Source organism: Salinimicrobium sp. TH3, from assembly GCF_026676115.1.
Taxonomy (GTDB): domain Bacteria; phylum Bacteroidota; class Bacteroidia; order Flavobacteriales; family Flavobacteriaceae; genus Salinimicrobium.
Genome location: NZ_JAPONB010000002.1, coordinates 221664 through 234900, shown reverse-complemented (window position 1 = coordinate 234900; position 13237 = coordinate 221664). Strand labels below are relative to the sequence as shown.

Here is a 13237-nt window from a genome sequence, read left to right as displayed (position 1 = left end):
CAATGTCTTTAAAGAAAGCTTCCCTTATCATCATCCTTATTCTGATCATCGATCAGGTTTCGAAATTCTATATTAAAACCAACTTTATGTTGGGGGAGGAGATAAAAGTCTTTGATTGGTTCAGGATCTTATTTGTGGAAAATGAAGGCATGGCCTGGGGCGCAAGGATTCCGGGGGAATATGGAAAACTGCTGCTCACCAGCTTTAGACTGGTGGCCATTGTAGGTATAGCTTACTGGCTTTGGGATTCTGTTCGCAAGAACGGGTCAAGAATACTCATAGTCGCAATTTCGATGATCTTCGCCGGTGCTTTTGGGAATATTATAGATTCTGTTTTCTACGGTGAAATCTTTAATCACAGTTATAACCAGATTGCCACATTTTTACCCGAAGAAGGAGGTTATGGTACCCTCCTGCATGGTAATGTAGTAGACATGTTGTATTTCCCTTTATGGTCGGGCTATTTGCCGGAGTGGTTGCCGTTTTGGGGAGGTGAGTATTTTACTTTTTTTGAGCCGGTATTTAATATTGCCGATTCCTCAATAACGATAGGGGTATTTCTGCTCCTTATTTTTAGTAAAAAAGCTTTTCCGGAACATGAAGAGGAAGAGAAGCACTCCAAAAAAGCAGTAGCTTAGGCCACCTCCCGGCTAAAGATCTTTTCAAACCGCTTTAGTTCAATTGGCTTGATCAAATAATCGGTTACCATATTAAACGATTTTGCTCTTTCCAGATCCCTTGGATCTATGGAAGAACTTACCACGTAAAGTGTGATCTTTTTATTGAAATTATTTTTAATTTTTACAAACTCACTCAGGAATTCCCAGCCGTCCATGATAGGCATGTTTAGATCCAGAAAAATAATATTGGGAAGGCGATCTTCATTTACACTTTCCAAAGTGGCCTTGAAATAATCAAGGGCTTCTTTGCCATTTTTGAAGATAATAAGGTTTTGAGAGAGCTTTTTGATCTCAATGATCTTCTTTACCAGGTTAACATAGATCTTGTCATCATCAATTATGCATGCAAGTTCTATAGGGTGAGCCATGATTTAGAATTTAATTTTAAAGGTTGTGCCAATGTTTACTGTGCTGGTAACTGAAATGCTTCCCCCCAGGGTTTCAACCTGATTTTTAGTTATAAAAAGACCAATTCCATTTGCTTCGGGATGCCGGTGAAATGTCTTGTACATTCCAAACATTTTATCCCCGTGCTCATCAAGATCGATCCCCATTCCATTGTCACTTACCTCCAGGAAATTCTCCCCATGCTCTTTATACGTCTGGATAAAAATTACAGGTTTTCTTCCTTTGAACTTATATTTTATGGCGTTTGTTATCAAATTTAATAAAATACTCTCCAGATACTCAGAAATGTAGCTTATTTCGTTCAATGCATCAAATTCGGCGATGATCTCCGCATTTTCCCTTTTAATCAGGGAAGAAGTTGATGCAATAACCACCTCAAGAGCATCTTTGAATTTCACCAGTTGCTTTTCCTTCTTCAGATTGTTCTGTCTGGTTACTACCTCGTTAAGATTACTAATGGCCTCTTCAAGATTTTCGGAAATGTCATTTATATTAAGGAGCAGGTCCAGTTTATCTTCCACATTTTTTGCCTCTCCAAGAAGTTGTGAAATGAGGCTCAAATTACTGCTGTGGGATCGCAGTTGGTGGGATACAATATGTGCAAAATTAAAGAGTCTTGAATTTTGAGAAGCTATGATATCCAGAGAATTCTGAAGGTTTAATTCATTCGTCTTTTGCTCATCAATGTCCTGATAAACCCCTCTTATTCCTATTATCTCCTGATCATTATTGTATACCGGTTTACCTGTGGTCCTTACCCAAAATTCCCTATTGTGAAGGGTTCGCATCTTGATTTCCATTTTAAAGGGAACTCCGAATTTTGAACATTTTTTGAGCATGTTCTCCACTTTCTCATGGTGATCCCCGGCGTAGAACCTCATTTTATCATGGGGGTTGGGTTCGTAATCCATTGGACATTCAAGGATCTTCTTGGTTACATTATCCCAATATACAGCCTGGGTATCCACATCAAAATACCAGCCCCCGGTGGAGGTCATCTCGGCAGTTTCACGGTAGTAGAAAAAGTTTTCTTCAATAGTATATTCATCACGCTTTGCCTGGTGAATATTTACAAATAAAAGTACGGCAGCATCTGCGAGCCCTTTCTCCCTGCTCTTAAGATTTCGGCATTCAAACCAGCGGTATTTGCCGTTTTCGAGCTTAAGCCTAATTTCAGCAGTAAATGGTTTATGGCGGTTGGTAAGATCCTCAAAATGCTCCCTAAAGTCGTAGCGGTAATCTTTATGCAGAATATTGTTGAGGAAATATTCGAATTTATCTCCGCCAGTGTCGGGATTACCAATTAGAAAATTAAAATGAGGTGACCAGGAAATCTCTTTGGTAAGGAGGTTGATCTTCCAGTAAGCAACGTCAAAGTCTTCTAGAATACTGTTTAGCTGGAGGTCGTTGAGCATTAAAATACCACATTGGATGGACTAAAAGTAATTGAAAACCTGTAGGTTTACAAATTTTTGAAATTATATATTTTCTCTGGAGTGACACAGTAATCCAATGGAACGTCGTGTTCATTAATTTCCTGGATCTCTTCTTCGGCAGGAAAGAGGGACAATCCAACCTTAACTACTTCTTTAGTACAGCGGCTAAGAAACTTGTCATAAAATCCTTTGCCATAGCCTATCCTGTTGCCTTTTTGATCAAAGACCAACAGCGGAATAAATACAACGTCGATTTTTGAAGCAGGGATCTCGATACCGTCTACAGGTTCGGGAATGCCCCAGTCGTTGACTTTAATTACTGTGGAGTCTGTAAGCAAATAATTTATGAGTGAGCCGCTTTTGAAATCTGATTTTGAGAGAACTATATTCTTATCCTTTCCCTGCAGAATGTGCATAATATCCTGCGTATCTACTTCTTTTTTTTCTGAAATGCTCAGGAAGAGATGGTAATAAGTGTAATCCCAAATGGGTAGACTTAAAAGATTGTTGGCGATCTTAAGGCTTCCTTTTTCAATATCATCGGGAGTTAGTACCTCCCTCAGTTTTTTGTATTCAAGCCGAAGCTGCTTCTTGTTCATAGGTTTCTTTTGAAAGAGAAATATGAAAAATAGCATCCCCCTGGTAAACAATGGGAGATTCATTTACATTAATTATATACCCGGAATTTGGGGCTTTCACTTTATGCCTCAGTTTTCCATAAGGATCTGTAATAATGGCTATGTACTCTCCTTTTTCCACGTGTTTACCACATGGGATCTTTACGTGCAGGAGTCCGCTGTATTTTGCACGCATCCAGCTGCTGTAGTCGATCAAAATTGTTTCCCCTGTAGGGTCTGGGACATCAAATTTTGGCTTGAGCATTTCAAAGTGAGAAAGAATGCGCATTACGCCATCAACACCATGTTTAGCCACGGTTTTGTTACTGTCCTGTGATTTACCACCTTCAAATAATAAAACGGGTTTTCCCTGTCTAGCACAGGTCTCCCTATAGGACTTGGAAATTGTTTTTGAAATTATAGTAAAAGGAGCATTAAAGACCCTGGCATAATGCATAGCCATTTCTTCTCCCTTTTTTATTCTTATTTGGGGTGCGTTGAACCTACTTGCGCCTCCGGTATGGAAGTCCATACAGAAATCGGCTACCGGGAGGATCTTTTGAACAAACTGGTATGCAAACCGACTGGCCAGTGAACCATTCTTGGTTCCCGGAAATACCCTGTTTAGATCACGGCCGTCGGGAAATTCCCGCGCCATGTTTAGGAACCCAAAGACATTAAGAATTGGAATACATATTACTGTACCTCTTGCAGGCTTGTTGATCTCTTTTACAATGAGCTGGCGTACCACCTCAACTCCATTAATCTCATCCCCGTGAATTCCTGCAGTAATAAGTATAACCGGACCCGGTTTTTTCGATCTTTCAATGATGATTGGTACTTCTACATGTGTGGTAGTATGAAGCTTCGCCATATTGAAGTTGATCGTCATACTTTTACCGGGAGGAACCTTTTTGCCTAAAATCTCAAGGACATTGTTCTCATCTATTGATGCCATATACTAAACGTTTCGCTCAATATAACGAATTATGGTTTTGGCGATATCTTTCCCCGTAGCCTGTTCTATTCCTTCCAGGCCAGGAGAAGAATTTACCTCAAGGATCAATGGCCCACGTGAACTCTGGAGCATATCTACCCCGGCAACCCCCAGTCCCATAGATTTTGCAGCCTTAATAGCGGCATTCTCTTCATCATCTGTAAGTTGAATTATACTGGCAGTTCCGCCGCGGTGAAGGTTAGAGCGAAACTCCCCTTCTTTCCCCTGTCTTTTCATGGCGCCTACTACGTGACCGTCTACTACAAATGCCCTTATATCGGCACCACCGGCTTCCTTAATAAATTCCTGAACAATCACTCTGGCCTGGAGACCATTGAAAGCTTCAATAACAGACTCGGCTGCATTTTTTGTTTCAGCAAGAACAACTCCAAGACCCTGTGTTCCTTCCAGGAGTTTTATGATTAAAGGTGCCCCGCCAACATGATCTATCACCTCGCCAACATCTTTGGAATAATTGGTGAAAACAGTTTTTGGGAGACCTAAACGGGCTCTCGAAAGTACCTGCAGACTTCGCAGTTTGTCACGGCTTCTTACCAGAGACTGGGATTCGGTAGTTGAAAATACACCCATCATCTCAAACTGTCTTACTACAGCCGTACCGTAAAAAGTAACCGATGCCCCAATTCTGGGGATCACCGCATCGGCATCTTCAATATGCCGACCTTTGTAATAAATACTGGGGTGCTTTTTTTCAATAATAAGATCACACTTAAGAGGATCAATGATCTCTACGTCGTGATGTCTTTTTTTTGCTGCCTCCACAAGGCGTTGGGTGGAGTACAGGCTACTGTTCCTGGAAAGGATCTTTATGTTCATTCTTGTTTCTGCTTAAAAGAGAGATCGTAGTACTCGGTGTCTACGATATATTTTCTTGTTATAAATTTACGGCCCAAAAGTACGGGAAATCTCATCTCCTGCCGGGCAGAAAGTGATAGAGAAATTTTACGTGTTTTCCCGAACAAAGTGATGGTAGTTTGAATTTGATAACGTTTCTGTACCATGCCATTGCTGCTTTTCACAAAAACGATGTCGTAATCTGTGAATCTATAAGTCCGGCCATTGTACAAGGGATGTTCCTCATCTAAAAATGTGCATTTTAACACTCCTTTTTCTTCCACTATATGATCGCAGTGAATGGACGAGGTATAGGCTCCAGTATCTACCTTAATCGCTATGTCTTCCAGGTGCAAATCGGGAAAATCTGCCTTGTCAAAACGGCCAATGGTGATTTTTTCCATGTGTGCAAGGTACTAAAAGCAGATTTTTAAAATCTTAACTATTTCTGAAAATATATTCTGCTGAAAATGAGCAATCCATTGGTTTTTCTACTGTTTTAATCCCCGCCGGGACCCCTTGAAACCTTAGTTGCTTCTAAAGTTGTGGCTAAGACATTAAAACGTAGAAAAATCATAAAACTTTAGAAATAAATTTTAACACTTTATGGCACCGGGCATTCGGGAAAGGCAAATTCTAATATTTTACCTTTGAGGAATGGAGGAAAATAAGCTGGAATTACAAATAAAAACCCTGCCCGAAAATCCGGGAGTTTACCAGTATTTTGATAAGAATGGCAGAATTCTGTACGTGGGAAAGGCCAAAAACTTAAAGAAAAGGGTCACTTCGTACTTTACAAAAAACAATGACAGCCATCGCATTCGGGTTATGGTGAAGAAGATCCATGAAATAAGGCATATTGTTGTTTCTTCTGAAACCGATGCGCTTCTCCTGGAAAATAATCTCATTAAAAAACACCAGCCGCGGTTTAACGTGATGTTGAAGGATGACAAGACTTATCCCTGGATATGTATCAAAAATGAGAGATTTCCAAGGGTTTTTGCTACCCGAAAGTTGATTAAGGATGGAAGTGAATACTACGGCCCTTTTACCAGTTTTAAGACCATTCATACCCTCATGGATTTAATAAAAGGGATTTATCCTTTGCGCACCTGTAACTATGATCTTGCTGAAGATAAGATAAGGAATGGAAAATACAAGGTTTGCCTTGAATATCATCTTGGAAATTGTATGGGGCCTTGTGAGGCGTATGAAACTGAAGCTGAGTATCAAAAAAAGATAGATGCAATACGACAGATCGTAAAAGGAAATTTTAAGGAGTCTCTACAGCAGTTTCGGCAGCAAATGAAAGAACACGCCGAAAAAATGGAGTTTGAGGACGCTCAAAAGATCAAGACCAAAATTGACATTTTAGAGAACTATCAGGCAAAATCTACCGTAGTTAATCCAAAGATCAATAACGTAGATGTCTACTCTATTGTGAGCGATGAAGGTTATGGGTACGTCAACTTTCTGCAGTTATCTCACGGGGCTATCATTAGATCCCACACTATTGAGATGAAAAAGAAGCTAAATGAAACCGATAAGGAATTGCTGGAGCTGGGTATCACCGAAATAAGGCAAAGATTTAATTCCCATACCCGTGAAATATATGTGCCATTTAAAGTTGATGTAGGCGAGGAATTAAAAGTAACCGTACCTAAACTGGGCGACAAGAAGCAAATAGTAGATCTTTCCACGCGGAATGCCAAATACTTTAGACAGGAGCGGTTTAAGCAAATGAAGATTGTGGATCCCGACAGGCATGTAAATCGTATTATGGCGCAGATGAAACAGGACCTGCGTCTAAATGAAGAGCCCCGGCATATTGAATGTTTTGACAACTCCAATATTCAGGGTAGCAATCCTGTAGCTGCCTGTGTGGTTTTTAAAGATGGGAAGCCAAGTAAGAAAGACTACCGAAAGTTCAATATTAAAACCGTGGAAGGACCCAATGATTTTGCTTCCATGGAGGAGGTCGTTTTTAGAAGATATCGCAGGTTACTGGAAGAAGGGGAGCCTTTGCCGCAGTTGGTCATCGTGGATGGAGGAAAAGGACAGTTGTCTTCTGGAGTGAAAGCTTTGGAAACCCTTGGGCTTAGGGGAAAGATTGCTATTATTGGAATCGCAAAGAGACTTGAGGAGATCTTTTATCCTGGAGATTCCATCCCGCTATACCTGGATAAAAAAACTGAATCTCTAAAGATCATCCAGCAGTTGAGAAATGAAGCCCACAGGTTTGGAATTACTTTTCACCGTCAAAAGCGCAGCAGTGTAGCACTTAATACCGAATTGGAGGAAATCCCCGGCATAGGCGAAAAAACTGTGGTAGAGCTTCTAAAGAATTTCAGGTCTTTAAAAAGAGTAAAGGAGGCATCGCTAGAAAGCTTATCTTCGGTAGTGGGAAAATCAAAAGCCACCATTATATACCAGTATTACCATTTAAAAGATGCATAAAAAACTGCTAATATTTATTCTTTTTCTGGGTCTCCTTCCGGTAATCGCTCAGGAAAAGGAGGATCCCAAAGTGGGATTGGTATTGAGCGGGGGAGGGGCAAAAGGTCTTGCCCATATTGGGGTACTCAAGGTTCTCGAAGAAGCCGGGGTGCGGGTAGATTACATTGGTGGTACGAGCATGGGAGCAATTGTCGGCGCGCTTTATTCGGCCGGTTACTCGGCAAATCAGCTGGACAGTATTTTCAAAAGTACTAATTTTAATATCCTGCTTCAGGATGAACTGCCCCGGGGAGCTAAGACCTTTTATGAGAAGAGGGATTCAGAAAGATATGCTCTTACCCTGCCGTTTGACAACTTTGATATAGGCTTTCCTACTGCACTTTCAAGGGGGCAGAATATATATAATCTCATGTCAAAACTCACCCTGCACCTGGAGAATGTACAGGATTTCGGGGATTTGCCCATTCCTTTTTTTGCTGTAGCCACCAACATGGAAACCGGGAAAGAGGTGCTTCTTGACAGGGGTCATCTTCCGCAGGCAATATCGGCAAGTTCGGCCATACCCAGTTTATTTAGTCCGGTGGTGGTGGACGGTCAATTATTGGTTGACGGCGGGGTGGTGAATAATTATCCCGTTGAAGAGGTGCGGCGCAGGGGAGCCGACATTATAATTGGTGTGGATGTGCAGGATACTCTTATGGAGCGGGACGAGCTGCGATCTGTCTTTGATATTCTTACCCAAATAAGTAATTTTAGAACTATTGCCGATATGCGGAGTAAGATCAAGAAGACAGACATCTATATTGATCCCGATATTAAGCCTTTCTCTGTTATGTCTTTTGAAAAAGGAAACGAGATCATTGATGCGGGTGAAGCTGCTGCCCGAATGAAAATGGAGGAGTTAAAAGAGATCGCAGCAAAGCAGAAGGTGGGAGCCCAGGAGCAAAAGTATATTCCCCCGGTGGAGTCTCTCTTTATTAGAAATGTTCGCATTGAAGGGAACACCTCCTATCCCCGTGCATACATCCTGGGGAAACTTAAAATAACTTATCCGGATACTATTTCTTACAGAGACCTAAATCTGGGGATCAATAACCTCTCTGCCACCCGCAACTTTAATCGTATCAATTACCGGCTTGCACCCAGAAAGGATGGACATGTGCTGGTGATGCAGCTTGAGGAGAATCCAAGTAAAACCCTTTTGAGAATAGCATTGCATTACGATAATGTTTACCACAGCGGGGTGCTTTTAAATATCACCCATAAAAGTCTTCTGGTGACAAATGACGTGAGTTCGCTGGATGTGGTTTTAGGAGATGACTTTAGGTATAATTTTAATTATTACATCGATAAAGGGTATTACTGGAGCGTAGGATTCAGGTCGAGGTTCAATAGCTTCAGCAAAGGGGTTTCTTTTGATTTCGCCAGTGAAAATGCAGATATTGACGGTAACGGAATTAATCAACTGGAGATAGACTATGAAGATTTTACAAATCAATTCTACGTGGAAACCCTTTTCCAACAGGTATTTTCTTTTGGAGTGGGATTGGAGCACAAACATCTAAATATTACTTCAGAAACTATTAATACACCCAATCCAGATCAACCGGAAAGGGGGGAGTTCGATAATAACTCTTATTACGGAGGATTTGGGTACTTACTTTACGACAGTAGGGACTCCAAGTATTTTCCTACCAGAGGGGTGTATTTCGACAGTGATTTTCACTGGCACCTGCTGTCTTCAATAGATGATTTCACACCATTTTCTGTAGCCAAGGGTTCCCTGGGTTATACTTTTTCTCCTGCTCCCAGAGTTGCTTTAAACATTTCTTCAGAAGCAGGTTTTAGGATTGGCAACAGGCAGAATAATATTTTTGATTTTTTCCTTGGTGGCTATGGCAATGATTTCATCAACAATTTCACATCATTGTACGGCTATGAGTTCATAGGCCTTTCCGGGGATAGTTTTATCAAGGGGCTGCTGGAGCTGGATTACCGCTTCCTGCAAAAAAACCACCTTATACTTAGTGCTAATTTTGCCAATGTGGAAAATGAGCTATTTGAGGGGGGAGACTGGCTGGCATGGCCGGAATATTCAGGGTATGCAATAGGCTATGGGTTGGATACTTTTCTGGGGCCTGTAGAAGTAAAGTATTCCATCTCGCCCGAAAGAAAGAAAAGTCAGTGGTATTTCAGTCTGGGCTTTTGGTTTTAGTGCTCCTTTAACGGATTTTCCGGTAAAAATTATTGATATTTGTATTTGGTCCTTCAGTTTTTTACGGCTTAAAAGGATCAATCACGAAAACGTTTTCATTAAAAGATCAAAATATGCCTTTTTATCACACCCTGGGAAAAATTCCGCATAAGAGACATACCGTTTTTAAAAAACCCGATGGCAGCTTGTATTATGAGCAGCTTTTTGGAACTATAGGTTTTGACGGGATGTACACTAACATGTACCATGAGCAGCGGCCCACCCAGGTCAAAGAGATCAAAGGGAGTTATGAGGTAAAACCAAAAGTAGCTGCCGAAAAAAATATCCAGTCCTACAGATTTAAAGGATTTCAGGTAAAGCCAGATCCAGATTACCTTAAAAGTCGAAAAGTGGTGCTTACCAACAGCGATGTGGACATTGCTCTTGCCGCACCGCAAAAATCTACTACAGATTATTTTTATAAGAATTCCGATTCAGATGAGTTGCTGTTCATTCATAAAGGCAGTGGGAAATTGAGAACCCATCTTGGTAATCTTGATTTTAAATATGGAGATTACTTATTGATTCCTCGCGGAACGATTTATAAGCTGGACTTTGATGATGAGGTGAACAGGCTGTTCATTGTGGAGTCAAGAAGACCTATTTACACTCCAAAACGCTACCGGAATCATTTTGGTCAACTCCTTGAGCATTCCCCTTTCTGTGAAAGAGATCTAAGAAGGCCTTACGAGCTGGAAACAAATGATGAAAAAGGGGATTTTTTGATCAAGATTAAAAAGCAAGGTAAAATGTTTGACATGGTTTATGCTTCACATCCATTTGATGTTGTGGGGTATGACGGCTATAACTATCCCTACGCCTTTTCCATTCACGATTTTGAACCTATTACAGGCCGAATTCACCAGCCGCCACCGGTACATCAAACTTTTGAAACCGATGCTTTTGTAGTGTGTTCTTTCTGTCCCAGGTTGTACGACTATCACCCGGAAAGTATCCCGGCACCTTACAGCCACAGCAATATTGACAGTGATGAGGTCTTATATTATGTCGATGGAGATTTCATGAGTCGTAATGATATTGAGGCCGGTCATATTTCGCTGCACCCTGCAGGAATTCCTCACGGTCCTCACCCGGGAGCGGTAGAACGTAGTATAGGGCAGACGAAAACTGAAGAGCTGGCGGTAATGGTAGATACCTTCAAACCATTAATGGTTACCGAAGATGCAATGGAGATCGCCGACGGAGATTACTATAAATCCTGGTTAGACCATTGAAAATAAAACATTCTCAAAAATGTTATTTTTGGGAGGAATTAAATTCTAAGTTTAAAAACACGTCGCGTAGCGGCTAAAAATATTTGATTATGTCAACAGAAAACACTGCAAATTTAAAGAAAACGGTCCCTCAGGCCGAAGATTTCCTGCCTATTCTGGGTACAGATTACGTGGAGCTTTATGTGGGAAATGCAAAACAGGCTGCCTTTTATTATCAACAGGCATGGGGTTTCCAGCCGGTAGCTTATTCAGGGTTGGAATCTGGAAGTAAAGACAGGGTTTCATACGTGCTGCAACAAGGGAAAATAAGACTTGTTCTTACCAGTCCTTTACAGCCGGGAGGAGAGATCAATGCCCATATAGATAAACATGGAGACGGGGTGAAGGTAGTAGCGCTGTGGGTAGAGGACGCGCGTAAGAGCTACGAAGAAACTACAAAAAGAGGTGCGAAATCTTATTTCGAGCCAAGAGAAGTTAGAGACGAGAATGGTCATGTGGTGCTTTCGGGTATACACACTTACGGTGAAACTGTGCACGTTTTTGTTGAAAGAAAAAATTATACGGGACCATTCATGCCGGGTTACAAGGAATATAACCCCAATTTCCAGGTGAAAGATGTAGGTTTGAAATATATTGATCACATGGTTGGAAATGTTGGTTGGAATGAAATGAACAAATGGTGTGAGTTCTACGCGAAAGTAATGGGCTTTGCTCAAATGGTTTCTTTCGATGATAAGGATATTTCTACTGAATATACAGCTTTGATGAGCAAGGTGATGAGTAACGGGAATGGAAGGATCAAATTTCCAATTAACGAACCTGCCGAAGGAAAAAAGAAATCCCAGATCGAAGAGTACATAGACTTCTATAATGGCGCCGGGGTACAGCATATTGCTGTGGCAACCGATAATATTATTGAAACTGTGACTGCTTTGCGGGATCGTGGAGTAGAGTTTTTATATGTGCCGGAGGCTTACTACGACGATGTGCTTGATCGCGTTGGAGAAATTGATGAAGATTTGGAGCCGCTTAAGAAATTGGGAGTGTTGATCGATAGAGATGACGAAGGTTACCTGTTGCAGATCTTTACAAAGCCGGTTCTTGACAGGCCAACCATGTTTTTTGAAATCATACAGAGAAAAGGAGCACAATCTTTTGGGAAAGGAAACTTTAAAGCCCTTTTTGAAGCTATAGAAAGAGAACAAAATTTACGGGGAACATTATAATTTAATATAGGTGTCATTTAAAAAGCCGATTAAAGCTTAAAAAAATATCATTTTAAAAGAAGATGCGTTAAAGTTGAAATTTTAGTTGTCTAACAACTGCTTAAGTAAGACTTTTGCACCGCAATTTTGGAGTGGTTACCAGGATTGGGAAAAAAAATTACTTTTTTTTCATAATTTAAGTTTTAGTTGGTTAATAAGATTAAAAACCCCGTCATTCATTTGACGGGGTTTTTTGTTTTGATACATTTGGAATAGAAATTGTAATTGTATCTACGATAGACTAAAAAAACCTTATAAATGAAGAAAATTGCCGCGATTATAATTTCTCTTATTGCTCTAAATGTTTCTGCCCAATCCCATCAGGCTTATGAGGCAGGGGAATGGTTTAGGTTCCGAATTCATTACGGGGTTTTCAACGCGAGTTTTGCTACCCTCGAAGTAAAGGAAACCACCCTTAGGAATCAACCTGTTTATCATGTTGTGGGAAAGGGGAAATCCACCGGGCTGCTGCACTTGTTCTTTAAGGTGGACGACAATTACGAAACCTTTATGGATAAGAAAAATGGAGCTCCGTTAAGATTTATCAGGCAAATAGATGAAGGAGGTCACACTAAAGATCTTCTTATAGATTTTGACCATGACAGTAATAATGCTCATGTTTTTAATCGTAAGCACAATAGAAGAGAGACCTATTCGGTGCCCGATAATGTGCACGATATGCTTTCTTCTTTTTACTACCTGCGAAACAATCTGGACGTAAACGCACTCGATCAGGGGGAGATGTTTAATATCAAAATGTTTATCGATGACGAGAGCCATGATTTTAAGTTAAAGTTTCTGGGGAGAGAGGTCGTCAAAACAAAAATGGGTAATATTGCGGCATTAAAATTTCAACCCTACGTGCTCGCCGGCAGAGTGTTTAAAAAGAAAGAAAGCCTTACAATTTGGGTGAGTGATGATAAAAACCGTATTCCTTTAAAAATCAAAGCCGATCTTGCCGTGGGTTCTCTTGATGCAGATATTGATGCTTTTAAAGGTTTAAAGTATCCTTTGAATATAATAATGAAATAAT

The 13237-nt window shown here is 40.7% G+C and carries 12 protein-coding genes; 6 read left to right on the top strand and 6 right to left on the bottom strand.

Annotated features, from left to right (window positions below; genetic code table 11):
- The first annotated feature begins 2 nt into the window (after nucleotides 1–2).
- Nucleotides 3–638, top strand: coding sequence for a lipoprotein signal peptidase (locus tag OU683_RS04290; protein ID WP_268135569.1), 636 nt, complete (start codon nucleotides 3–5; stop codon nucleotides 636–638).
- Here OU683_RS04290 and OU683_RS04285 read toward each other — a convergent pair.
- From OU683_RS04285 to OU683_RS04260, 6 genes are read right to left on the bottom strand one after another with little or no spacing between them, the layout of a single operon-like run.
- Nucleotides 635–1048 (bottom strand): response regulator, encoded by a 414-nt coding sequence (locus OU683_RS04285; protein WP_268135567.1) that lies wholly within the window; start codon nucleotides 1046–1048, stop codon nucleotides 635–637. The genes OU683_RS04290 and OU683_RS04285 overlap by 4 nt on opposite strands.
- A 3-nt stretch (nucleotides 1049–1051) precedes the next feature.
- On the bottom strand, nucleotides 1052–2503 hold the full coding sequence (locus tag OU683_RS04280; protein WP_268135564.1) for a sensor histidine kinase: 1452 nt from the start codon (nucleotides 2501–2503) through the stop codon (nucleotides 1052–1054).
- Between the two features lie 47 nt (nucleotides 2504–2550).
- On the bottom strand, nucleotides 2551–3123 hold the full coding sequence (locus tag OU683_RS04275; RefSeq protein ID WP_268135562.1) for a 5-formyltetrahydrofolate cyclo-ligase: 573 nt from the start codon (nucleotides 3121–3123) through the stop codon (nucleotides 2551–2553).
- Nucleotides 3098–4099 carry a succinylglutamate desuccinylase/aspartoacylase family protein gene (locus OU683_RS04270; RefSeq protein WP_268135561.1) on the bottom strand — a complete coding sequence of 334 codons (1002 nt, stop codon included), beginning with the start codon at nucleotides 4097–4099 and terminating at the stop codon, nucleotides 3098–3100. The genes OU683_RS04275 and OU683_RS04270 overlap by 26 nt, the downstream gene beginning before the upstream one ends.
- Nucleotides 4100–4102: 3 nt before the next feature.
- Nucleotides 4103–4975, bottom strand: a complete 873-nt coding sequence (rimK, locus tag OU683_RS04265) for a 30S ribosomal protein S6--L-glutamate ligase (protein WP_268135558.1) — start codon at nucleotides 4973–4975, stop codon at nucleotides 4103–4105.
- The gene (locus tag OU683_RS04260) at nucleotides 4972–5397 is read right to left on the bottom strand and encodes an ATP-dependent zinc protease family protein (RefSeq protein WP_268135556.1); all 426 of its coding nucleotides are present in this window, start codon (nucleotides 5395–5397) and stop codon (nucleotides 4972–4974) included. Before OU683_RS04260 ends, rimK begins: the two co-directional genes overlap by 4 nt.
- A 253-nt stretch (nucleotides 5398–5650) precedes the next feature.
- Between OU683_RS04260 and uvrC the strand changes: the two genes are divergently transcribed.
- The 5 genes from uvrC (at nucleotide 5651) to OU683_RS04235 (ending at nucleotide 13236) form a co-directional block, all read left to right on the top strand.
- The gene (uvrC, locus tag OU683_RS04255) at nucleotides 5651–7450 is read left to right on the top strand and encodes an excinuclease ABC subunit UvrC (protein ID WP_268135554.1); all 1800 of its coding nucleotides are present in this window, start codon (nucleotides 5651–5653) and stop codon (nucleotides 7448–7450) included.
- Entirely contained in the window at nucleotides 7443–9665 is a 2223-nt protein-coding gene (locus OU683_RS04250) for a patatin-like phospholipase family protein (RefSeq protein ID WP_268135552.1), read from the top strand. The genes uvrC and OU683_RS04250 overlap by 8 nt, the downstream gene beginning before the upstream one ends.
- A 113-nt stretch (nucleotides 9666–9778) precedes the next feature.
- Nucleotides 9779–10939, top strand: a complete 1161-nt coding sequence (locus OU683_RS04245) for a homogentisate 1,2-dioxygenase (RefSeq protein WP_268135550.1) — start codon at nucleotides 9779–9781, stop codon at nucleotides 10937–10939.
- Nucleotides 10940–11028: 89 nt separating this feature from the next.
- Complete coding sequence (gene hppD / locus OU683_RS04240; protein WP_268135548.1) at nucleotides 11029–12165, top strand: 4-hydroxyphenylpyruvate dioxygenase; 1137 nt, start codon at nucleotides 11029–11031, stop codon at nucleotides 12163–12165.
- 297 nt (nucleotides 12166–12462) lie between these two features.
- Entirely contained in the window at nucleotides 12463–13236 is a 774-nt protein-coding gene (locus OU683_RS04235; protein WP_268135546.1) for a DUF3108 domain-containing protein, read from the top strand.
- The last annotated feature ends 1 nt before the right edge of the window (nucleotide 13237 follow it).